This is a genomic window from Porphyrobacter sp. AAP60 (assembly GCF_001296025.1).
GTDB lineage: Bacteria > Pseudomonadota > Alphaproteobacteria > Sphingomonadales > Sphingomonadaceae > Erythrobacter.
Genome location: NZ_LJHV01000013.1, coordinates 1 through 22,606 on the forward strand (window position 1 = coordinate 1; position 22,606 = coordinate 22,606).

The window sequence follows — 22,606 nt, forward strand, 5'->3', positions numbered from 1 at the left end:
GCGGCTTTCGGGATCCAGCCTCGAGCCCGCTGATGACTGCAACTGGGTGGGTAGCCGCCATGCAGGTGTTAGCGATTTGTCCGGAATCGCAGCCATGCGGCTATGGGCCTACGCTTGAATCGCGCAGCGCCTTCTGCTCGCGGGTTACCGCATCGATCCTGTTGCTGTAGGTCGCAACGAACTCGCGGTTGGCGAGGTCGCGGTTGACGATGCCAGCAGTGTCGATGGTCTGTGCAGCGTCAGGATCACTGCCAGCGGTTTTGTCGTCGCCGCCAAGAATGAACCAGCTGCCGCCCACCAGGACGAGAGTACCGATGGCGCCCATCAGCAGCTTCTGGCGGCGCGCGGTCCGGGCGTTAAGCTCGGCGACCGGCGAAGGGGCAGGGTGTTCGGAGTGCATGTCATGCGAGGCAGGAGCGGGTGACGTATCGCTCATTGTTCGGGCCCTCCGTTCGCGCCGACGATGAAGGCAGTCGTGCTGCCGCCAGGACCGAGAACAGGATTGACGATGGTCACCGCCAGCGTGTCGGCAGGGGCAATGTCGCGCTCGGCCAAGGTCACCTGCGTGGCGCCGCGATTGGCGATGCGGATGACCTTCCCGGCGAGCTCTGCGCCGCGGTAATCGGCGATCAGCTGGACCTCGAGATCGCCCACGCGTGCTGGCGGATTGGCAGCTTGCCGGACCTCGAAGCCATCGACCGTTCGGTCATTGGCCATCGCCTGGATGAGACGCACCGCGCTGGTTGAAAGCGGGGTCTCGCGCTCCCAGTCCGCCGCCTTGCCCCGAGCAATGGCCGGGTTGGCGATGAAGACCTGAACGGCCGGGATCGGTTCAATCTTGCAGGCAAGCTTGTAGACATAGCCTTTGCGGGTGGTGGCAAAGAAGCTGATCGCACGCGCTGCGAAGGTCTCGGGGACCGAGACGTAGATGTCGCCGCGCAGCGGCTCGTTGGTCACCGCGAAATCATTGTAAGGCGTTCCGCTCGAGATCTTGGAGACGCTGGCAAACTGATCGTCGATCAGCGCAAAGCGGGTGAGCTCGCGCGCCGAAACCGCGCATTCGATGCTCGAGCCGTCGGCGGCCTGCCGGAACTGGTCTGCTGCCTCTGCGCTGGCGGCGCCCAAAGCGAGCAGCATGGCCGAGCAGAGCGCTGCGCGGTGCCTGCGGCGTAGGGATTTCTTGATGAATTCATCACCAGCTTGCCGGGGCAACTCGATCGTACTCTCGGTCTCCGGGTTGATGACCTGAGGCCACGCTGGGCGACCGGCACCTCGCAGCTCGTCGCCAAGCTGCTCTCCAGGCATATCGACGACCTCGCCAATCGCGACATCGCTATGTCGCTGACACGCTGAAGCAACGAAACTCGGAGGGGACCGAGCCAACAACCCGACTGGACTGTCTATGACTGCAAATCCCAAAACTCGTGAAGAAAGTACCACCTCTGTCGAGATCACGCCTGCCAGCGCGCCGCCGCTCCGTCTCCTGCGTCTGCCTGAGGTCATGGAGAAGGTCGGACTTCGCCGCTCGGCAATCTATCAGCGAATGAGCGAAGGGCGGTTTCCTAAATGCCACTCGCTGGGTCCGAAATGTTCGGTGTGGGTAGAGTCAGAAATCCATGCGTGGATCGAGAAAATCGCACAATCCTAGTTAAATTTGAGATCGCAGATATATTGGCCTGTTTCTGTGCGCCTAGACGTTATTAATGCGATTGCGCTTCTGTTTGCGGTCGATTTCACATATACAGATATATTGTGTCGCTAAATCACAGTAAATTGAAATTCTCGGAAAAGGAGCGTTTTTTACTTCAAATCTGTTGTGCCTTAAGAACGCTTTGGTCTGATTTGAAAAGAGTTGATACTAGGCGATTTGTGTCTCTATGAGCCGAAGGGCAAAAGGGAGCTTCATCTTGCAGATTGGCCAATCGCGGCAGGGCATCCGAGGATCAACCACGGCGCGATCAATCGTCGGTGCGCTGGTTGGCGTCGGGTTTTTTGTCCTCACCGCTTATGCTGCATACTTCAACATCAATGCCATGCGGGAGAGCGACGAACGCATCCGCGCTACGCATGAAGTGCTCTCGGCGCTCGAAGCCTTGATGGCGGCGACCCTGAATGTCGAGACCGGGCAACGCGGATACATGCTGACCGGCGAGGACCAATATCTCGAGCCCTATGAGCAAGGGGTCGCGGATGCGCGCAAAAACCTGTCTTATCTCGAACGCTTTACGCAATCCGGCGTCGTCCGGGATGAACGACTGGATGCGCTCGAAGCCGCTGTCGACAGGAGAGTGCGCGTTGCTCAAGGCTTGATCCGCACGCGCCGCGAGGAGGGGCTCGCTGCTGCGATCACGGCGATCGACGACGACCGCGGCAAGAGAGCGATGGATGCCATCCGGCAGATAGCCGATCAGATCGTTCAGGAGGAGGAAGCCGAGCGTGTGAAGCGCATCGCTGCGCTTGCTGCGGCCTCGCGCGCCGCAGTTGTGACCGCGATCGTCTCCAGCCTGATCGGCGCCTGCCTTACGATCGCGATTTTCATCATGCTGGCGAGAAGCGACCGCAACCGCGAGCGGCAGCGCTGGCTTCAGACCGCGCAGGTGGACCTCAGCGAAGTCATGCGGGGCGACAAGACGGTCGAGCAGGTGGGGGCCGCAGTGCTGACCTTCCTTTCAGAAAGAACCGCCGCAAATGCCGGTGCGCTATTCAAGGGCGAAGGAGGCATTTTCAACCGCGCGGCCGTGCTCGGCATCGCAGACGCAACTTCGGTGCCCGAATCCTTCGGGATGAACGAAGGCCTTCTCGGCAAGGTTGCAACCGATGCCCGTGCAACAACGCTTTCGGACATCCCTGACGGATATCTGAAGATCGGATCGGCGTTGGGCAGCGACGCGCCGCGCAACCTCTTGGTCGCACCGCTGTTCTACGAAGGCGAAGTCAATGGCATCGTAGAACTCGGCTTTTTCGACGATATTGACCCCCTCGTCCTCGAATTGCTCGACACCGTGTCCGGATCGATCGGGGTCGCGCTGCGATCGGCGCGCTTCCGCGAGCGCTTGCAGGATGCGTTGGAGGAATCGCGCCGGCAAGCTGGCGAGTTGCAGGCCCAGAGTGAGGAACTGCGGGTCAGTAACGAGGAACTGGAAGAGCAAAGCAACGCGCTGAAAGAAACGCAAGTGCGCCTCGAACTCCAGCAAGTGGAACTCGAGCAGACGAACAGCCAGCTCGAAGAACAGGCCCAGACGCTGGAGGTCCAGCGCGACGAGCTGGCCCGCGCAACTGCGACGCTTCAGCTCAAAGCGCAGGAGCTGGAGCAGGCGAGCCAGTACAAATCAGATTTCCTCGCGAACATGAGCCATGAATTGCGCACGCCGCTCAATTCACTCCTGATCCTGTCCAAGCTTCTGGGCGACAACCCCAATGGCAACCTTACCACCGAGCAGGTCAAGTTTGCCCGCACTATCGAATCGTCAGGCAATGATCTCCTGACGCTGATCAATGACATTCTCGACCTGTCGAAGATCGAGGCAGGGCACGTGACCGTCGAGGCGGCACCGGTTGCCGCCCAGCGCCTCGCCGCAGATTTGCGCAAGGTGTTCGAGCCGCTGGCGCAGCAGCGGGGGCTGCAGCTCGTCGTCGACGTTCGGCCCGACATGCCCGCCTCGTTCGAAACCGATCGCATGCGGCTCGAGCAGGTGGTGAAGAACCTCCTGTCGAACGCGATCAAGTTCACGGAGCAGGGCAGCGTCACATTGAGGATGGGTTCGGTCGCAAAGGGCGCACTGGAATTCAGGGTCATCGATACGGGCATCGGCATTGCCGAGTCGCAGCGCGAGGCGATCTTCGAAGCCTTCCGTCAGGCTGACGGCACCATCAGTCGCAGATTCGGGGGTACCGGGCTGGGCCTGTCGATCTCTCGGGAGCTGGTGCGTTTGCTGGGCGGGACCATCCGGCTGGAAAGCGAACCTGGCAAGGGTAGCACTTTCATCGTCAGCCTGCCCGCGACCTACGATCCCGCAACAGTCAAGCCGCGCGAGCCAGCGCAGGTTCGGGAGAACGCTCCCGGCGCGCCCATCCCACCTCCGCCATTGGCTACGGCGTCCAAGCTGGTTCCATCGAGACTCGCGATCGTGGAGGACGATAGCCAGGACCTGTCGGAAGGCAAGCAGGTCCTTCTCGTGATCGAGGATGATCCCGCGTTTGCCGGAATCGTAGCCGATCTGGCCCGCGAAATGGGATTCCAGTGCATTCTGGCGGGAACGGCCGAGGAGGCGATCAAGCTTGCCAGCGAGTATCGACCCAACGCGATCGTTCTCGATATCGGGTTGCCGGATCAGTCGGGTCTCACGGTCCTCGACCGGCTGAAGCACGACGGGGAAACGCGGCACATCCCGATCCACGTCATTTCCGGCTCCGATCAGAGCCAGACCGCGCTGGCGCTCGGTGCTGTCGGTTTTCTTGAAAAGCCGGCCCCGCGTGAACGCCTCGCGGAGGTTCTGGCCGAATTGCAGGAGAAGCTGGCGGCCCGGGTGCGCCGGGTGCTGATCGTGGAGGATGACCAGGTCCAGCGCGAAGCGGTCAGCCGATTGCTGTCATCGCAGGATGTCGAGACCGTCGGCGTCGGCACGGCTGCCGAATGTCTCATCGAATTGCGTGATGGGCATTACGACTGCATGGTGCTCGACCTCACCCTTCCGGATGCATCGGGTTTCTCCTTGCTCGAAGAACTCAGCGAAGACGAGACCAGAACCTTTCCGCCGGTCATCGTCTACACGGGCCGCGATCTTTCGCCCGAGGAAGAGCAGCGCCTCCGCCGCTACTCCAGCTCGATCATCATCAAGGGCGCCAGGTCGCCCGAGCGTCTGCTCGACGAGGTTTCCCTGTTCCTGCACCGGGTCGTGTCGGATCTGCCCCCTGAACAGCGGCAGATGATCGAGAAAGCCCGCCACCGCGATGCTGCGCTGGAAGGGCGGCGCATCCTTATTGTCGAAGACGATGTCCGCAACGTCTATTCGCTCACCAGCATCCTCGAGCCGCGCGGAGCGTTGACGCGGATCGCCCGCAACGGCCAGGAGGCGCTTGACGCGCTGACTGAGGCGTCAGCGGATCCCGCCAAGGCGATTGATTTGGTGCTGATGGACGTGATGATGCCCGTGATGGATGGCCTGACCGCGGCAAGCGCGATCCGGGCCGAGCCTCGCTGGAAGAAGCTGCCGATCATCATGCTTACTGCCAAGGCCATGCCCGACGATCAGCAGAAATGCATCGAGGCGGGAGCGAACGATTACATGGCGAAGCCGCTCGATGTCGACAAGCTGCTGTCCCTTATTCGGGTCTGGATGCCGCGGTGAGCGAGAGCATCGAGGATATTGAGATCCGATTGCTGCTCGATGCGGTGTATCGCCACTATCACTATGACTTTCGCCATTACGCGCAAGCATCAGTAAAGCGGCGCCTGCTGCAGGCGCGGATGCAATGGGGATACGACAGTATTTCGGAAATGCAGGCGGCTGTTCTGCGCGATGAGACCATGCTGCCGCGCCTCCTGAACTACCTTACCGTGCAGGTCAGCGAAATGTTCAGGGACCCTTCCTATTTCCGCGCGCTGCGGGAAAAGGTCGTCCCGCATTTGCGCACCTATCCGTCGCTCAAGGTTTGGGTTGCCGGCTGCAGCCATGGCGAAGAGCTTTACTCGCTGGCAATCCTGTTCGAAGAGGAAGGGCTAGCCGACCGCACGATCTTCTATGCGACCGACATCAACCCCTCGGCCTTGCGTGCGGCGCAGGCCGGAATTTTCCCCCTCGATCGCATCCGGTTGTTTACCGAGAACCATCGCTTGTCCGGTGGCCATTCGTCGCTTTCGAAATATTACACTGCCGATTACGATCGGGCGGTCTTCGACAAACCCTTGCGGGAACGCGCCGTGTTCTCCGACCATAGTCTGGTCACCGACGCTGCCTTTGGCGAGATGCACCTCGTCAGCTGCCGCAATGTCCTCATCTATTTCGACCGCGAGCTGCAGGACCGCGCGGTCGGCCTGTTTGGCGAATCCCTCGTGCGTGGCGGCTTTCTCGGGGTGGGTTCAAAGGAGAGCCTGCGTTTCTCCTCCCACGCTGATCTATTCACGGAGTTCGTTCGCGAGGAACGGATCTACCGGAGAAATGCGCGATGAGCCTCCAAGCCATCGTCATCGGAGCCTCAGCGGGCGGTGTCCACGCGCTGTTGCAGGTGCTGCCCGCGCTGCCTGCCGATTTCCCGGCGGCAATCCTCGTTGTCGTCCATGTTCCGCCCCGTCGTGATAACGCGCTCGTCGCGTTGCTGGCCGAGAAATGCCGATTGACCGTGAAGGAGGCCGAGGACAAGGAGCCGATCATGCCGGGCACGATATACATGGGGCCGCCCGATTATCATCTGCTTGTCGAGAGTGACGGAACAATTGCCCTGTCGTCCGACGAGGTGGTCAATCATTCGCGCCCTGCCATTGATGTGCTGTTCGAAAGCGCGGCTGATGCGTACGCCGAAAGGCTCGCCGGGGTTATCATGACAGGGGCGAACCACGATGGCGCAAAAGGGCTTCGTGCCGTGTGCGATGCAGGTGGCCGTGCGTTCGTGCAGGCCCCTGCTACAGCGGAGGTGGCCTACATGCCCGAGGTCGCACTGGCCGCCTGCCCCACCGCGCGTACCGTCGATCTTGAAGATATGCCATCCGTGTTCGAGGAGATGTGGGAGAAATGACCGATACTCCAAAGTTCCTGCTGGTCGACGACTTGGAGGAGAACCTTCTTGCGCTGGAAGCACTTTTGGCGCGAGAAGGCCTTGAGCTGCACCGTGCAAGTGGCGGCGATGAAGCGCTCGAGCTCATTCTGGAGCACGAATATGCGCTTGCCCTGCTCGATGTACAGATGCCCGGGATGGACGGGTTCGAGCTGGCCGAAATCATGCGCGCCAATACGCGATCGCAGCACATTCCTATCATATTCCTGACCGCCGGAAGCGAAGACGCGGCGCGCAAATTCCATGGTTATGAGGCGGGCGCAGTCGACTTCATGCAGAAGCCGATCGAACCCACGATCCTGCGGTCCAAATCGAGTGTTTTCCTCGATCTGTTCGTTCAGCGTCAGCAGATCGTTGCCCAGCGTGATAAGCTGGTCGCCTTGACCGCGGCATTGAAAGCCGCAGACCTCCAGAAAAACCGGTTTCTCGGCGTACTCGCGCATGAGCTGCGCAATCCGCTCGCTGTCTTGTCCTCTGGTGTTGCCCTGCTTGAACTGCCAATGGACGACCTCGACACCGATGACGTCAAAAAATCCATGCGGCAGAACGTCCGCCATATGACCAGGCTTATCGACGATCTTCTCGATATCAACCGCATTGAGCACGGCAAGATTTCGCTTAAGAAGGAAAATCTCGACCTCGGTGAGGTTCTACCGCACGCGCTGGAAATCGCGCAGCCGGCGATCGATGCAGGAGACCATGAACTCGTCGTAAACCTGCCCGATGAACAGATTACACTGAATGCTGACCCGGCGCGCGTTGTCCAGATTGTAGGTAACATCGTGGGCAATGCGGCCCGCTACACGCCGAACGGCGGCAGGATCGAAGTGACGATTTTGAATGACGCCGACCATGTAATCTTAACGGTCGCGGACAATGGCGTGGGCATTCCATCAGAACAGCAATCCATTATCTTCGAAATGTTCGGGCAGTCGGATAATGTCCGCGGCATCAGTGGTGGGGGCCTGGGGATCGGGCTAGCTTTGGTGAAGCAGCTGGTCGAACTCCACAGCGGGGAAATACGCCTCGTCAAAAGCGTGCTGGGCGAGGGTAGTGTCTTCGAAGTTCGGCTGCCACAATCCAGATGAACGCGTTGCGATTGGTTGTCGTGGCAAAAATTTGGGCTCGGTCTAAGGAGTCAGAGATGATCATACTGGCACGATTGCCGTAACAGCCATAAATCCGCGTCAGAGCGAGTGGGGGAAGTGAATTGGGCACCATCGGGATAGTTGGCTCGGGCCCTACGGCGATCTACACGATCGCAGCGCTTGTCGCGAAGGCCACGCCGATCGAGATCACTCTTTTCGAACAGGGAAATCGGGCCGGGGTGGGTATGCCCTATGATGACGACGCCAACACGCGCCTGATGCTCGCCAACATTGCCAGCATAGAGATACCCCCAATCGGAACCACGTATCTGGATTGGTTGCGCAGCCAGCCTGCGGATTGGTTAAGCCGCTACGGCGTCGACAAGGCCAAGCTGCATGACCGCCAATTCCTTCCGCGCTTGTTATTGGGCCAATATTTCCGCGACCAATTGCTTTGGCTTGTCGAGGAGGCTCAAATTCGGGGCACCACGATAACTATCCGTGAGAATTGCCGGGTGACCGACATCGAAGCGCGTTCGGACGGTGTGGCGCTTTGGACGGACACGGATGAAGCACCGCTGCGTTTCGACTGGGTGGCCATTGCGACAGGCCATGTCTGGCCGGACGCGGACGAAGCGACCAGAGCCTATTTCCCCAGCCCATGGTCGGGACTGGTGGATGCGCAAGTGCCGCCGTGCCGTGTGGGCATCATGGGCACCTCGTTGAGCGCTATCGATGCAGCCATGGCCGTCGTTTCACAGCATGGCCGCTTTGTCGAAGATGACGAAGAGACAGTCGAGTTCGAGCTCGATCCGGAGAGCACTGAGCTCAAGATCACGCTGATGTCGCGCACCGGCATCCTGCCTGAGGCAGATTTCTACTGCCTCATCCCATACGAACCACTGGCCTGTGCAACTGCTGATGCCATCGCTGCCGAAGCCGATGCGGGCAGCGGCGGATTGCTGGATCGATGTTTCCGCTTGTTCGCAGAGGAAATTGCATTGGCTGACCCATGGTGGGCCGCGCGGGTTTCGCTGCACGAGCGCAGCGCTGATGATATAGCCGATGCCTATTTTGCAGATCGTATCGCGCACGACCCCTTTCGATGGGCGCAATTCAATCTCTCCGAGGTCGAGCGCAACAAGCGTGACCGCAAAACGGTCGCATGGCGGTATGCGATCCTGAGGATGCACGAGGTCTTTCAGGACATAGTCCCGGCTCTCGACGAAGCGGACCGCGATCGTTTCGATTCCGGGCTAAGCCGCGTTTTCATGGACAATTACGCGGCCATTCCCTCGCAATCGATCAGACGCATGCTGGCCCTTTACCGAACTGGAACCATGACGCTGCTGGAACTGGGCTCCGACTACGAAAAGGACGTCGACGATCACGGTGCAACGATTTCCGTTGGAGAAACGGACCATCGGTTCGATGTCTTTATCGACGCAAGAGGCCAGAAGCCGCTCGAATCGAAGGATCTGCCTTTCCCCCGTCTGAGGGCTCAACTGCTGGAGGCTGGCGAAGACATCCCTTCAGTCTGTGAGGATTACAGCCTCGCGCGGCCGAGCGAGGCTCGAGGACGGGTCGCGCTGGGTGCATTGCCATATCTCCTGCACGACCAGCCGTTTGTTCAGGGCATTACAGCGGGGGCCGAGATCGGAGCGAAGATGGCGGGGATGGTGATCAACGCCCCGACGCGCATTCGGCGGTTTTTTTCGCCGCAGTTTTAATTGTGACCCGCAACAAGGTTCTGAAGAAGGCGGCAGGTCGGGACCACTGACGCCACAACCGGGCAACTCCGGCTGCCCTGAAAAGCCGGCAATCGGGCTCGGCGACGGAACAAGGACGGTTTTTCCCTCTTCTTGAAGTTCGAACACATGCCGAAATCGCATATGAAAGATCTTCTGCTTCGATCACGAGCTTATCCTTGGGCGGATCGTCCACGCCCGCGGATCTGGCGCACGGCACGAAGTCACCCGCAAGATCCCCAAATGGACCCGCGCCGAGCTGTTTCAGGCAGCTGGCACCACCCGCCCGGTGTTCGTGTGGCCCAATCCACAACTGGCGCTGCTAGCCTATAGTCTGCGATCTGGCGTAAAGCCGTTTGAGGGAAGGAAAACGCCACTGTGACTGATGCTCAGTTGCCGGCGACATTTTTTCCAGTCTAGCCTCGACATAATCCAGCGAGATGTACTGCCTGCGTTCGGATTTTGAGCAGTGAAATCTCATGGTTCCGCCATGCAGACTTTCGACACCGGTAAATGCCTGACGCGCGCCATGGTACACCCTTAATGCAAAAATGTTGGAACATGGCAGCTTGCCGGCTGCGGATATATGGAACTTTTTTGAACGCTTACGCCTTTGCCCCGACATGTTCTTGCTCACGCCCATCAATTCCGGCCCGGTTATGGTCGATAGGCACAAACTGGTATCTGCGTTGCATGCGCACATCGACGACCGGGCTTTTCCCTGTGTCGGCGCAAAATCCGCTTCTAATTCGGGAATGCTCGAAGTTGTGACCGCGTGGTCGTTAACCAGCGCCTGGGACGATGTGGCGATCCACAGGGCGCTGCTTGCTTGGAGCAAGCATTATGACACAGATAGCCATGGCTTGCGCAGTCTGGCCGTGGTTTTCTCGGAACCGGGCGACCTTACCGAAGCGGAATTCGAAAAGGCCATGTGGGAACGTGTCCAATCCCTTTCGAACAAGGACAAGTGGCTGGGCCAACGCTACGAGAGCGGCGTTAGCAGCGATCCCGAGGACCCCCATTTCTCACTGAGTTTCGGCGAGAAAGCCTATTTCATTGTCGGGATGCACCCGCAGGCATCGCGCGCGGCGCGCCGGATGGCGTACCCGACCATGGTCTTCAACTTGCACGACCAGTTCGTCCGTCTGCGCGAAGAGCAAAAATATGAGAAACTGCGTACCGCTATCTTATCGCGCGACGAGAAGCTTGATGGCTCAATAAACCCGATGCTCGCCCGTCATGGAGAAATCAGCGAGGCGCGCCAATACAGCGGTCGCGCGGTCAATGACGACTGGCAATGCCCGTTTCAGGATCCCCGCAAATCATGACACACCGCATTCCCCCCCGTTCTGGAGCGGCCTTCAAGATCAAATCCGATCAAACGCTTACGGTGGTCGATCCCGAAGGAATGCAAGTAAGTGACCTGGTCGCTTTTGCTCTTCACGACCATGGCGAGGCAATCTCGAACGGCCGTACATTCGATTACGAGGAAACGATTGCGCTGACGACCGGGGCTACCTTGTGGTCAAACCGTTCGCGCAAAATGCTCGTCATTGAAGAGGATGACGTGGGGCGCCACGATTTTCTCCTGACACCCTGTTCGCGTGACACCTTCACGCATTTTTATCCCGACAAGCCCGTGCATCCCGGGTGTTTCGGTAATCTTGCTGCTGCGTTGGCGCCTTACGGCATTTCTGCTGATCAGATACCCACGGCCTTCAACATTTTCATGAACGTGCCCGTTTCGGCAAACGGATCGATTTCGGTGCTACCGCCGATCAGCCGCGCGGGTGACAAAATACGTTTTCGCGCCTGCACAGATCTCATCGTGGGACTGACTGCTTGCTCCGCGTACGCCTCCAACGGAGGAAGTTTCAAACCGATAGACTATTTTATAGGTTCTAATTGAACATATTGTTTAAAATGCACTTACGTGAATGAAATGTGGGTGGCGTGATATTTCGGCGTCAAACAACGATGCGTCTACACATTACCAATCCTTTTTTTGTGAGGTAATGATGAGAATTATGTCAATTGCTTTAGGTGGGTGTATCAGTGCCCGTCCTCATTATGGCATTACTCAAGACACCGGCGGTCATATTACCTACATCCTTGGAGCGATGACCGCTGTCGCGCGTCGCAGCGACGTTGCCAGTGCAGAAATCGTCAAGCGGCTGTTCGATGATCCGCTGCTCGATCCGGTTCATTCGCAACGTTTCGAACAGGTTGCACCGAAAGTTTCCATCACCCGAATTGACAGTGGCAACAGACGCTATCTGGCGAAGGAAGCGCTCGAGGCGGACAGGGCTGCCTTCACGCAGGCGCTGATCGCAGAGATCTCCAGTCGGCGCACGCTTCCCGACATTATTCATGCCCATTTTGCGGACGCATCCGAAGTTGCCAATGCAATCGGGCGCGTTTTCGGGATACCGTTCGTGTACACCGCGCATTCGCTCGGTCTCGACAAGGCCGCAACGATGAGCGCCGTGGACGATGGCATGCGGCGCCGCATCGATCATGAAACCGCGGCCATTGCGAATGCTGCTGCGGTGATCGGTTCATCCCGCGACGAATGCGAGCGTCAATTGGTGGCGTATCCGGGCGCCCGGATCGGCAAGATCTACCGCATCACACCGGGTACGCACAAGCTCTTGCGTGATCACAAGGCGAAAGCCGAGGCGCTGATCGCTCCTTTCCTGCGCGAGCCTGGCCGCCCGATCATTCTGGCTATTGCACGGCCCGTCTGGAAGAAGAACCTCGCCGGGCTGATCGATGCCTTCGGTAGCGATCCGCGGCTCAGGGAGATGGCCAATCTCGTGATAGTTGCCGGGCAGCGCAGGCAATCGGAAGAATGCGACGGCGAACATGCAGCAGTCTTTCGCAACATGCTCGACCTGATCGATCGGCACGACCTTTACGGGAGCGTGGCTTATCCCAAGACTCATGACGAAGAGGACGTTGCCGGGCTTTACCAGCTTGCCGCAGCAAGCCGGGGCGTGTTCGTCAATCCGGCACTTATCGAACCCTACGGGCTGACGATCGTTGAGGCTGCGTCCTATGGGTTACCCGTGGTGGCGACCCGCAATGGCGGAACGGTCGATACGGTTTCCGAGCTGGCGCATGGCGACCTCGTCGATCCGCGCTCACCTGCCGAAATAGCAGGCGCAGTCCGCCGTTTGCTGACCGACCATGCCTATTGGGATCAGTGTTCGGCCAATGGCGCCGAGAATGCCAAGACCTACACCTGGACTGCCTATGCCGCGCACTTCGTCAAGATTGCACGCCATCTGACGGCGCCCGCCATCGCCCGCGCGCCGAAATGGGTTCGCGCCGAACGATCGCGCCGCCTGCTTGCATGCGACCTCGACAACACCCTGACCGGCTGCGCCGAGGGTGTGGCGTCCTTCAGAGAGATGCTCGATCGGCGCCCCGAAATCACCTTCGTGATCGCGACCGGGCGCTCACTTGTCGAAGCGCGCCGCATCATGCGGCAGTGGGATCTGCCCGATCCTGCGGTCTGGATCACCGATGTCGGCACCCGCATCTACTGGCCCGCATCGGGTGTGCTGGTTCAAGATGAGAGTTATCTGTGCGATGTGAGCAACGAATGGCAGCCCGATGTCGTTCGCCGTGCCGCTGTGCCGATCGCCGGGCTCCAGCTGCAACCGCACTACGATCAGAACGCCTTCAAATGCAGCTGGTTCTTCAAGGACGCGGCGAGCGTGCAGATGTTGCACCGTTCGCTTGATACGGCTCATGTTCGCGCCCGCGCTATCGCAAGCCATGGCCACCTGCTTGATGTCTTGCCCCCTGACCCGTGGGGCGCGAGCGTAAGCACCTGTTGCTCAATCGAACACCCCGTGCGGATCGTTGACAACCAGCACACTGTCATTCCGCGCCAGCGCCAGCAGTGTCAGCCGACCTTCTCTTGCTCGCGCAATGGCGAGGCTCGACGGCGCACTGATCGTGATCAGGACAGGAATGCCCGCACGGACCGTCTTTTCGACCAGTTCCTGGCTGCAACGTGCTGAAAGCAAAGCAAATCCGGCGCGCCGGTCGATGTTCTGCCGACCCATGGCACCCACCAGCTTGTCGAGCGCATTATGCCGCCCGACATCCTCGCGCAGCAGGATTATGTCCCCGTCAGGCGAGCAGAACGCGGCGGCATGGGCGGCGCCTGTCGCAGCTCCGACCCGCTGGTGATCGCGCAAGACAGTCAGCGCCTTGTGAATGGCAGCGGGTGCAAGTCGCAGCGGTTCAGCCTCCACCGGATCGAGCGGTGCAAGGGCTGCCGCAATCGAATCGATGCCGCAGATGCCGCAACTGCTTTCCGATACGCGCGTCCGGGCGCGTTCGAGCAGGCGCGGCAGGCTGCGCGCCGGCAGGTTCGCGCGCGCAACCCAGCCGCCGCAGGTCTGATGCAGATGCAACGCCTCGATTTCCTGTGGCCGGGCAAGGCCCTCCGACAGTGCAAAGCCTGAAACAAAGTCTTCAAGATCGGTCGGGGTGGCCATCATCACAGCATATCCGATACCGTTGAATTCGATCGCCACAGGCGTTTCGACTGGCACGATCCGGGCAATTTCCCGCACGGCCAACGTTGCAAAATCGAGTTCGCGCATCGCATGAACCTCGACCGCCCCGCCCAGTGCCGAGCCCTGTTCCAAGGCTGCCAGAATCGCGGGCGTATTGACGTTCAACGGCGGCGGGCCGGGAAGACGGACCTGCCGTGCGCTGCAGGCCTCAACCCAAGACAGGACCGACCGCTTGCCCGCGCGCAAATGGGGTTCGAGGAACGGCGCCAGATCACTGGGCCACAGACCGAAGAGCCAGTGGGACTCCACAACCGCCGCGCCTTCGCCGGCCAGCAACCCGAGCAGGTTGTCAGGCACCGGCAGAGCGTCGACAGGCGCGGTCAGCACAGCATCGAACCCGGAGGCGCGCGCATGGATCAGCGCGGCGCACAGGCCGCCCAGGGGGCCAAGGTCAGGTTCGGGATGATCTGCGAGCAACGGCAACCCGTCACCTAGCGCCCGGTTTTCGCCCGCACACACCACGATGTCGTCGCATTGGGCGGCCAAGGCCATGCGCACATGGTCCAGCAGGCTTTGCCCCTGCCACAGCGCTGCGCCCTTGTCCGACCCGAACCGCACGCTGCGACCACCTGCCAGAATTGCACCCAAGATCCGGGATGGGGGAGGCTTCACGATCCATGCTCCTAGGCGACGGTTGCACTTGGCACCTGAAGGTTGCAGGTTGCGCCGTAGCCGCTGCGGATCAACGATGCGAATTGCAAATTGGCTCGGACACCGTCATCATTCGCAAAAGCAAAGATTTACAAGCAGATTGTTCGCTGCTGAACTGGTCTATCGACGGCCTTGTGTGGTTGGTAACAACAGGCGTTTGACCAAGCGCGGGTAAGGAGCGTCAGGTGCCCGACGACACGACAAAAGACATCAATGATCTGCCGCATTCGCCGGGCCCGGCGGGTGGCTGGGGCTCGATGAAAGGCATTGCGAGCATCTATGCCGAGACATCGGCATCGCCCGGCGCGCTCGACAGCTTGCGCAGGCTCAACAAGCCCAAGGGCGTGATGTGCGTATCGTGTGCGTGGCCCAAGCCGGCAAACTATTCGGCCTTCGAATTTTGCGAAAACGGCGCCAAGGCCACGCTGTGGGAATTGACGAGCGACCGCTGCACCCCGGCGTTTTTCGCCGAGGAGCCCCACACCGTCACCGCTCTACGTGAGTGGTCGGATCACGAACTCGAAAAGTCGGGCCGGCTCACGCATCCGCTGAAATACGATGCCGCATCGGACCGCTATGTCGCAGTCGAATGGGACGACGCTTTCAACGACATCGGCGCCATCTTGCGCGATCTGCCGCGCGATGATGTGGTGTTCTACGCATCAGGCCATGCCGGGCTGGAGGCGAGTTATCTCTATTCCCTAATGGCGCGCGCCTATGGCAACAACAACCTGCCGCAAAGCTCGAACATGTGTCATGAGACCACTTCGGTTGGATTGAAGAAGGTGATCGGATCCCCTGTCGGCACGGTGACGTTTGCCGATCTGGACGAGACCGACTGCTACTTCTTCTTCGGGCAGAACCCCGGAACCAACAGCCCGCGTTTCCTGCACAATCTTAAAGATTTGAAAGACCGCGGCGGCAAGATCGTCACCTTTAATCCGGTGATCGAGCAGGGGCTGGTGTCCTTCGTGGATCCGCAAAATCCTCTGGCGATGATGACGGGAAAGGAGACGATCATCTCCGACCAATACCATCAGGTGCAATCGGGAGGCGACGTGGCGGCGATCCTCGGTCTGTGCAAGGTTGTGGTCGAGGTCGACGATCGCGCGCGCGAAAAAGGGTGGGACGCGGTCATCGATCATGCTTTCGTCGCAGAGCACACCACCGGCTTTGGCGAATTCGTCGCCTGCTGCCGGGCAACCGGGTGGGCCGACATCGAGCAGGCCAGCGGGTTGACTGAAGCCGCACTGCGCGATGCGGCCATGGTCTACATTCAGGCTGAAAAAGTGATCGGCGTCTATGGAATGGGCTTCACCCAGCATGCTCATGGCGCTCTCAACATTGCGATGCTGGTCAACTTATTGCTTCTCCGCGGGAATATCGGGCGGCCCGGCACAGGCTGCTGCCCCGTGCGCGGCCATTCGAACGTGCAGGGCCAGCGCACCGTCGGGGTCGCGGAAAAGGCGCATTTCGTGCCACTGGAACGGCTGAAGGCGCAGTTCGATTTCGACCCGCCGACCAAGGACGGGATGCATGTGGTCGACGCGGTGCAGGGCTTGATCGACCGCAAGGTGCGCGGCATTATTTCACTCGGCGGAAATCTGGTGCGCGCTGTCCCCGACCAGCAACGCATGGAGCAAGGCTGGGCCGCGCAGGATCTGGTTGTGATGGTCTCCACCAAGCTCAACCGCAGCCATCTTTATCCGGGCAAGGCCGCCTATATCCTGCCATGCCTTGGCCGAGCCGAGGTCGACGAGCAGGCCTCCGGCAATCAGGCCGTGACGAGCGAAGACAGCTTTTCGATGATCAGCGGATCGATCGGCCATCGTCTACCTGCATCGGAGCACCTGAAAAGCGAACTTGCGATCGTGGCAGGCATCGCCAAGGCGACGCTCGCCCCCAATCCCAAGCTCAAATGGGACGAGTGGACGGGCGACTATTCGCTCGTGCGCGATCTGATCGAAGCCACCTACCCTGTCGATTTTCGCGACTTCAACAAACGGATATTCCAGCCCGGCGGGTTCTGGCGCGTGAATGACGCGGCGCAGCGGGTGTGGAACACTGACAGCGGCAAGGCGGAGATCACCACACCCTCCCGGCTGAGCGCACATGGCTTTGCGGACAAGCCTGGACGCTATCGCTTGCTGACGATGCGCTCCAACGATCAGTTCAATACGACTATTTACGGGTATTCCGACCGGTTCCGCGGGATCGAAGGTACCCGCGATGTCGTGCTGATGAATCCCACTGACATTGCCGAGGCGGGGCTCGCTGATGGCGATAAGGTAAAACTCGTCTCGGACTACGACGGCGATGATGTCGAGCGCGTTCTGGGCGGTTTGACGCTTGTCGCGTACAATCTTCCGCGCGGCACGATTGCGGGCTATTATCCCGAATGCAATGTGCTGGTGCCGATCACGCACCATGACGAGACATCGAAGACACCGGCCTCCAAATCCGTGCCCGTAAGGATCCACCCCCTCTAGCAAACTGTGGATTGTGAGATGAAGGTGGTCTAATTTCACCCGGCTTTGCGCTGGGAGCGCCGTCGCACGGCCGGTGTTTAAAGGGGATTGAGCATGGCAGCACGCGCCTATTGGTCTGGCCAGATACGCCTGGCGCTGGTTTCGATCCCGGTCGAGGTCTTCTCGGCCACGAAATCGGGCGCACAGATCCGGTTCAACCAGATCCACAAACCCAGTGGCAAGCGGATCGCCTATGAAAAGGTCGTTCCCGGCATCGGCGCGATCGACCGCGATGAAATCATCAAGGGCTTCGAGGTCGAGAAGGGCAGCTATGTCCTGTTGGAAGAGCGCGAGATCGAAGCGGTGAAGATCGAAAGCAAACGTACGCTCGAACTGGTCCAGTTCGTCGACGCTGATGAGATCGATCCGCTCTATTTCGAAAAGCCCTATTACGTCGCCCCCAAGGACGAGCTGGCAGAAGAAGCCTTCGTGGTGCTGCGCGAGGCGCTGCGAAAGGCGCGCAAAGTCGCGCTGGGCCAGCTTTCGGTCCGCGGCAGCGAGAAACTGGTGGCCTTGAAGCCGTGCGGTAAGGGCTTGTTGCTGGAAACGCTGCGCTATGCCGACGAAGTGCGGCAGGGTCGATCGTTCTTCAGCGACATCGACGATACTGCGCCCGATGCCGAACTGCTCGACCTTGCCACAACGCTGATCGACAAGCGCACCGCGCCATTCGACGCCAGCGAGTTCAAGAACCGCTATGTCGACGCTCTGCGCGAGCTGATCGACAAGAAGGCCAAGTCCAAAACCGGCCGGGCGATCATCGAAGACGCAGGTGATACTTCGTCTGCCGGCAGCAATGTCGTGGACCTGATGACCGCGCTCAAGAAATCGGTGGGGGCAAAAGGCGCAGGATCGGCAAAGTCCAAGCAGCCCGCCAAGTCTTCGGCCAAAACGCCCAGCAAGGCTGCCGCCAAATCGAAAACATCGGGCACGCCGCGCAAGCGGGCCTGAGTTTGGGGTATGGGCAAGCGTTCCGATCCGCTCGCAACCTACAACGCCAAGCGCGATTTCACCAGGACCGCCGAACCGAAGGGCGAGGTGCCTGCCAAAGCGGGGGCAGGCGGCAATCGTTTCATCATCCAGAAACACGCCGCCTCGCGGCTGCACTGGGACCTGCGGCTCGAGATCGACGGCGTGCTCAAGAGCTGGGCGGTTACCAAGGGGCCAAGCCGCGATCCTGCCATCAAACGCTTGGCGGTTCGCACCGAGGATCACCCGCTTTCCTATGCGGAGTTCGAAGGCGCGATCCCGGCCAAGGAATATGGCGGTGGCACGGTGATGCTGTGGGATCGCGGCACGTGGGCACCGATCGCGGGCAAGAGCGCCGCCGATCTGGACGACGGGCATCTCCATTTCACGCTCGATGGCGAGCGGATGAAGGGCGAATGGCTGCTGATCCGGTTGAAGCCAAGGCCGGGCGAAAAACGCGAGAACTGGTTGCTCCGCAAGATCAACGACGATCATGCCGCAGCCGATGAAGCATTGGTCGAGCAGAACCTTACCAGCGTGCTGACAGGTCGATCGATGGCCGAGATTGCCGCTGGCAACCAAGGTAGCGCCGCATCAGCCCCCGCCGATGAAAAAGACGTTGCCGCAAGCATGGCAAAGGCCGGCAAGCCCGGCGCGAAACGCCCCCATCGGCGCGGTTCCTCCAAACGGCCCGGATTTCGCGCGCCGCAGCTGGCCACACTGGTCGATGCGGTGCCGACCGGCAACGGCTGGATGCACGAGATCAAGTTCGATGGATACCGCGCGCTGATCGCTGCCAAGGGCGAGGATGTGAGGGTCTTCACCCGCTCCGGCCAGGATTGGACCGACAAGTTTGCCCCGCTGGCTGCGGCAATCGCCGCGCTTGATCTGCCGTCGGCGCTGATCGATGGCGAGATTGTCGCGCATGATGCCATCGGCAATCCCGATTTCTCGGCGTTGCAGGCCCTCCTCAAACGCGGTCGCGGCGCACAGGGGCCGGACGACGCCCTCGCGTTCTACGCCTTCGATTTGCTTGAGGCGGACGGAGAGGATCTGACCGGGCTTGCCAATATCGAGCGCAAGGAAAGGCTCGAAGCGCTGCTCGCTTCCGCGGAACCCCCAATCAATGTTGCCGACCATGTCATTGGCGCGGGTGAACAACTTCTGCGAGCCATGTGCGGTGCTGGACAGGAAGGCATCATCTCCAAATCGATCGACGCGCCTTACCTGCACAAGCGCAGCCACAGCTGGGTGAAGGTCAAATGCATCCGGCGACACGAATTCGTGATCGTCGGATGGAAGGCCTCCAACACGAAGGCGCGCCCCTTTGCCTCGCTGCTGCTGGCCCAACATGAAGACGGTTCGCTGGTTTACAAAGGCAATGTCGGCACTGGTTTCGGCGACGAGGAACTGGGCCGCATGGCGGCGCGTCTGAAACGGCTGGAGCGCAAAACGCCGCCGCTCGACGTCGATCGCACGGCCGCACGGGGCGTCACTTGGGTCAAGCCGGAATTGGTCGCCGAGATCGCCTTTGCCGAATTCACGGCCCAAGGGCGGGTGCGTCACGCCAGCTTCGTCGGGCTGCGCGGCGACAAGCCCGCGCGCGAGGTCACTTCCGAAACCCCCGCGTCTTTGCTCGCCCCTGTCAGCAACGTCGACATTACCAGCCGTGACCGTGTGATCTTTCCCGATACCGGCCAGACCAAAGGCGAACTTGCCGATTACTATGCGGCCATAGCGCCCGCCATGCTGCCCTTCGTCGCCGAACGGCCGATCAGTCTAGTTCGTTGTCCGCAGGGGCGCGCGCGCAAATGCTTTTTCCAGAAACACGATAGCGGCGCGCTCGGCGATGCAGTGCAGCATGTCCCGATCCTTGAAAAAGACGGCGGGAGCGAGGACTATTTATTCGTCACCGACCAGCGCGGCATCCTGCAATGCGTGCAAATGGGCACGATCGAGTTTCACGCCTGGGGGTCGCGGGTTGACGCGATCGATCAGCCCGAGCGCATGATCTTCGATCTCGATCCCGACGAGGGCCTCGGCTTCGAAGACGTCAAGCGCGCCGCAACTGACATTCGCGCGCATCTCGCTGATCTGGGTCTGATCAGCTTTGCAATGCTGTCAGGAGGAAAGGGCGTGCATGTGGTCGTGCCGCTCACCCCGGGGCATAATTGGGAGACGCACAAGGACTTCGCCCGGCGGTTTGCCGAAGCCTTGTCGCTCGCCGCGCCGGACCGCTTCACCGGCAACATGAGCAAGGCCAAGCGCACCGGAAAGATCTTCATCGACTGGCTTCGCAATCAGCGCGGCGCGACTGCAGTGGTGCCATTTTCCGCCCGCGCACGCGCCGGCGCGCCCATCGCGGTTCCGATTGCATGGAACGAGCTTGCCGGCTTCGATAACGCCCATCCGTTTGCGATCGGCGATGCTGACGCGCTGCTTGAACGCTCTAGGTCGCCGACGTTGAAGGGTTGGGGCTTTGCTGCGCAGTCGCTCCCTACAGTGTAACGCACAAGGTGCCGACGCTAGGCGCTCCAGAAAGCCGTAAAGAGCAAAGCGCAGCAACTTTCTGGCACCCCTCTGAGTTTAGTCTGCTTTGGGGTCGAAAACTGAAGGGCAGGAATTTTGCGAAAGGCGCGCAAAGCAGACATGCCGCTTACTTGTCTGGGCGGCTTGCCGCGGAACTTGCCCTTATCGCGGGCGATCTTCATGCCTTCGCGGGTGCGCAGCCGGATCAGGTCGCTTTCGAACTCGGCGAAGGTGGCGAGGATGTTGAAGAACATTCGGCCCATGGGATCATTGGGGTCGTAAACCTGCTTGCCCAGCGCGAGGCTCACGCCTCGCTTCTCCAACTCGTCTGTGATCGCTCGGGCATCGGGCACGGACCGGGCAAGGCGATCGAGCTTGGGTACGACCAACGTCTCGCCGGCGCGGACCGCGGCCAACGCCTAGGCGCGGCCGGGGCGGTCGCGGTTGCGGCCGGTCAAGCCGTGGTCGGTGTAGATGCGGTCCTTGGGGACGCCGAGTTCGATCAGCGCCCGGCGCTGGGCGGTGAGATCCTGCTTATCGGTCGAGCAGCGGGCATAGCCGATGAGGGTGTTGGTCATTTGTAACGGATGAGGCCCTTGTGTGAGAAAATAAAGCGGACCACCTTGATGAGAGAGCGGGCAAGCCGGATTTGCGGAGGGAAGGGGGGAATGACCGCTGGCCGCCAGAATGTGTCCGATGAGCGATTCCTTTCGGACAACCATCGGCAAGGCTCCATTGCTGTTGCAGATGGGCGCCTCTGATGGTGGTAACCGCTCGTTGAGGCGCATTGAGGTGGCTATGCCACGCAAGCGTTCAGGTGGCAACTTCGCTAGCTTATGCCTAAGTTTGCATTTTGTTGAATTCCAGGGGCTCCCCGGCTAGAGTGTTGCCCTCGACCAATTCAGCAGGAGTCGGAGCCGGCATGACAATCCAAGTCAACATCACGCCCAATGGCCGGATGAGCCTTCCGGCTGACATCCGAAAGCGGCTCGGGCTTGTCGGCGGCGGCGCGGTCTATCTGGATGAGACGCCGGATGGCCTGGTTCTGCGAACCGCCGCTCAGGCTGTGGCCCGCGCTCAGGCTTTGGCGAAGCAGTACACTGAAGGAAACCCGGAAGCCTCTGTCGCGGCTTTCTTGGTCAAGCGTCGCGAGGACAGCGGGGAGTGAGCGAGATCGTACTGGACGCCTCCGCCCTCATCGCCATGCTGAAGGGAGAGAAGGGTGCCAACAAAGTCGCAGGAGCAATAGCAGACGCCCGGATATGCACGATCAACTATGCCGAGGTGGTCACCCACTTCATCCATCTTGGCATGCCTGAGCGCGAGGTCGATGCCATGCTCGATCCACTGCCGATGACGATTGTGCCGACGGATAAGGCACTGGCTCAAATGGCGGGGCGGTTGCGGGCCGTCACTGCCGATCACGGGCTATCGCTCGGCGACCGCTTCTGCCTTGCGCTGGCGCAACGCGATGGTCTTCCGGCTTGGACCAGTGATCAGAGCTGGAAGGGGGTCGCCGATGCCGTCAAAACCAAGGTCGTCGCTATTCGATGATTTCCAGAGGCGAGGGCAGGGCGGTTGCCATCTCACTGGTGTTGCGCCGCCACAATCCTGCCTGGCAGCTTCAACGGGTTTCTCGCCGAAAGCGGAAATTCGCAAATCGACCCCTTAACGGTAATTCACGCTTCGCCTATTCTACGAGTGAGCAGGCAGTTGGGGGATCTATG

At 60.3% G+C, this 22,606-nt stretch carries 17 protein-coding genes and 2 pseudogenes; 15 read left to right on the forward strand and 4 right to left on the reverse strand.

Annotated features, from left to right (window positions below; genetic code table 11):
• Positions 1-100: 100 nt before the first annotated feature.
• A complete protein-coding gene (locus tag IP79_RS11745; protein ID WP_197273807.1) occupies positions 101-436 on the reverse strand; it encodes a hypothetical protein in 336 nt (111 codons plus the stop codon).
• Entirely contained in the window at positions 433-1,503 is a 1,071-nt protein-coding gene (locus IP79_RS11750) for a type-F conjugative transfer system secretin TraK (protein WP_233994188.1), read from the reverse strand. The genes IP79_RS11745 and IP79_RS11750 overlap by 4 nt, the downstream gene beginning before the upstream one ends.
• Between IP79_RS11750 and IP79_RS15910 the strand changes: the two genes are divergently transcribed.
• The 10 genes and pseudogenes from IP79_RS15910 to IP79_RS11790 form a co-directional block, all read left to right on the forward strand.
• Entirely contained in the window at positions 1,502-1,648 is a 147-nt protein-coding gene (locus IP79_RS15910) for a helix-turn-helix transcriptional regulator (protein WP_420705630.1), read from the forward strand. The genes IP79_RS11750 and IP79_RS15910 overlap by 2 nt on opposite strands.
• A gap of 229 nt (positions 1,649-1,877) precedes the next feature.
• Complete coding sequence (locus IP79_RS11755) at positions 1,878-5,348, forward strand: response regulator (protein WP_197273808.1); 3,471 nt, start codon at positions 1,878-1,880, stop codon at positions 5,346-5,348.
• Positions 5,333-6,169 carry a CheR family methyltransferase gene (locus IP79_RS11760; RefSeq protein ID WP_054119521.1) on the forward strand — a complete coding sequence of 279 codons (837 nt, stop codon included), beginning with the start codon at positions 5,333-5,335 and terminating at the stop codon, positions 6,167-6,169. Before IP79_RS11755 ends, IP79_RS11760 begins: the two co-directional genes overlap by 16 nt.
• Entirely contained in the window at positions 6,166-6,732 is a 567-nt protein-coding gene (locus IP79_RS11765) for a chemotaxis protein CheB (protein ID WP_054119507.1), read from the forward strand. The genes IP79_RS11760 and IP79_RS11765 overlap by 4 nt, the downstream gene beginning before the upstream one ends.
• Complete coding sequence (locus IP79_RS11770; protein WP_054119508.1) at positions 6,729-7,859, forward strand: hybrid sensor histidine kinase/response regulator; 1,131 nt, start codon at positions 6,729-6,731, stop codon at positions 7,857-7,859. The genes IP79_RS11765 and IP79_RS11770 overlap by 4 nt, the downstream gene beginning before the upstream one ends.
• Positions 7,860-7,981: 122 nt before the next feature.
• Entirely contained in the window at positions 7,982-9,589 is a 1,608-nt protein-coding gene (locus IP79_RS11775) for an FAD-NAD(P)-binding protein (protein ID WP_082337193.1), read from the forward strand.
• A 169-nt stretch (positions 9,590-9,758) separates the two neighbouring features.
• Entirely contained in the window at positions 9,759-9,989 is a 231-nt protein-coding gene (locus tag IP79_RS15535; RefSeq protein ID WP_156318327.1) for a catalase, read from the forward strand.
• Between the two features lie 277 nt (positions 9,990-10,266).
• Positions 10,267-10,935: a guanitoxin biosynthesis heme-dependent pre-guanitoxin N-hydroxylase GntA gene (gntA, locus tag IP79_RS11780; RefSeq protein ID WP_197273809.1), complete on the forward strand. Its 669-nt coding sequence runs from the start codon at positions 10,267-10,269 to the stop codon at positions 10,933-10,935.
• Positions 10,932-11,516: a DUF1989 domain-containing protein gene (locus tag IP79_RS11785; protein ID WP_156318326.1), complete on the forward strand. Its 585-nt coding sequence runs from the start codon at positions 10,932-10,934 to the stop codon at positions 11,514-11,516. The genes gntA and IP79_RS11785 overlap by 4 nt, the downstream gene beginning before the upstream one ends.
• 211 nt (positions 11,517-11,727) lie before the next feature.
• Positions 11,728-13,407, forward strand: a pseudogene (locus IP79_RS11790) (HAD family hydrolase); the annotation flags it as partial.
• Positions 13,408-13,452: 45 nt separating this feature from the next.
• Here IP79_RS11790 and fdhD read toward each other — a convergent pair.
• Complete coding sequence (gene fdhD / locus IP79_RS15800) at positions 13,453-14,814, reverse strand: formate dehydrogenase accessory sulfurtransferase FdhD (RefSeq protein WP_082337195.1); 1,362 nt, start codon at positions 14,812-14,814, stop codon at positions 13,453-13,455.
• Positions 14,815-15,038: 224 nt separating this feature from the next.
• Between fdhD and IP79_RS11805 the strand changes: the two genes are divergently transcribed.
• The 3 genes from IP79_RS11805 (at position 15,039) to ligD (ending at position 20,858) form a co-directional block, all read left to right on the forward strand.
• On the forward strand, positions 15,039-17,342 hold the full coding sequence (locus IP79_RS11805; RefSeq protein WP_054119515.1) for an FdhF/YdeP family oxidoreductase: 2,304 nt from the start codon (positions 15,039-15,041) through the stop codon (positions 17,340-17,342).
• Positions 17,343-17,435: 93 nt separating this feature from the next.
• Positions 17,436-18,332, forward strand: coding sequence for a Ku protein (locus IP79_RS11810; protein WP_054119516.1), 897 nt, complete (start codon positions 17,436-17,438; stop codon positions 18,330-18,332).
• A gap of 9 nt (positions 18,333-18,341) precedes the next feature.
• Positions 18,342-20,858, forward strand: a complete 2,517-nt coding sequence (ligD, locus tag IP79_RS11815) for a DNA ligase D (protein ID WP_054119517.1) — start codon at positions 18,342-18,344, stop codon at positions 20,856-20,858.
• A gap of 17 nt (positions 20,859-20,875) precedes the next feature.
• On the opposite strand, the pseudogene IP79_RS11820 reads toward ligD, so the two are convergent.
• Positions 20,876-21,667: pseudogene (locus IP79_RS11820) on the reverse strand (recombinase family protein).
• A gap of 134 nt (positions 21,668-21,801) precedes the next feature.
• Between IP79_RS11820 and IP79_RS11825 the strand changes: the two are divergent.
• Both IP79_RS11825 and IP79_RS11830 read left to right on the forward strand, forming a co-directional pair.
• A complete protein-coding gene (locus IP79_RS11825; RefSeq protein WP_054119518.1) occupies positions 21,802-22,047 on the forward strand; it encodes an AbrB/MazE/SpoVT family DNA-binding domain-containing protein in 246 nt (81 codons plus the stop codon).
• Positions 22,044-22,433 carry a type II toxin-antitoxin system VapC family toxin gene (locus IP79_RS11830; RefSeq protein WP_054119519.1) on the forward strand — a complete coding sequence of 130 codons (390 nt, stop codon included), beginning with the start codon at positions 22,044-22,046 and terminating at the stop codon, positions 22,431-22,433. The genes IP79_RS11825 and IP79_RS11830 overlap by 4 nt, the downstream gene beginning before the upstream one ends.
• Positions 22,434-22,606 lie beyond the last annotated feature (173 nt).

What these genes read in the sequence shown, in the direction of transcription:
- IP79_RS11745 (WP_197273807.1), bottom strand. Translation starts at nt 436, where the DNA reads ATGAGCGATACGTCACCCGCTCCTGCCTCGCATGACATGCACTCCGAA.
- IP79_RS15910 (WP_420705630.1), top strand. Translation starts at nt 1,502, where the DNA reads ATGGAGAAGGTCGGACTTCGCCGCTCGGCAATCTATCAGCGAATGAGC.
- IP79_RS11750 (WP_233994188.1), bottom strand. Translation starts at nt 1,503, where the DNA reads ATGACCTCAGGCAGACGCAGGAGACGGAGCGGCGGCGCGCTGGCAGGC.
- IP79_RS11755 (WP_197273808.1), top strand. Translation starts at nt 1,878, where the DNA reads ATGAGCCGAAGGGCAAAAGGGAGCTTCATCTTGCAGATTGGCCAATCG.
- IP79_RS11765 (WP_054119507.1), top strand. Translation starts at nt 6,166, where the DNA reads ATGAGCCTCCAAGCCATCGTCATCGGAGCCTCAGCGGGCGGTGTCCAC.
- IP79_RS11770 (WP_054119508.1), top strand. Translation starts at nt 6,729, where the DNA reads ATGACCGATACTCCAAAGTTCCTGCTGGTCGACGACTTGGAGGAGAAC.
- gntA (WP_197273809.1), top strand. Translation starts at nt 10,267, where the DNA reads ATGGTCGATAGGCACAAACTGGTATCTGCGTTGCATGCGCACATCGAC.
- IP79_RS11785 (WP_156318326.1), top strand. Translation starts at nt 10,932, where the DNA reads ATGACACACCGCATTCCCCCCCGTTCTGGAGCGGCCTTCAAGATCAAA.
- IP79_RS11810 (WP_054119516.1), top strand. Translation starts at nt 17,436, where the DNA reads ATGGCAGCACGCGCCTATTGGTCTGGCCAGATACGCCTGGCGCTGGTT.
- ligD (WP_054119517.1), top strand. Translation starts at nt 18,342, where the DNA reads ATGGGCAAGCGTTCCGATCCGCTCGCAACCTACAACGCCAAGCGCGAT.
- IP79_RS11825 (WP_054119518.1), top strand. Translation starts at nt 21,802, where the DNA reads ATGACAATCCAAGTCAACATCACGCCCAATGGCCGGATGAGCCTTCCG.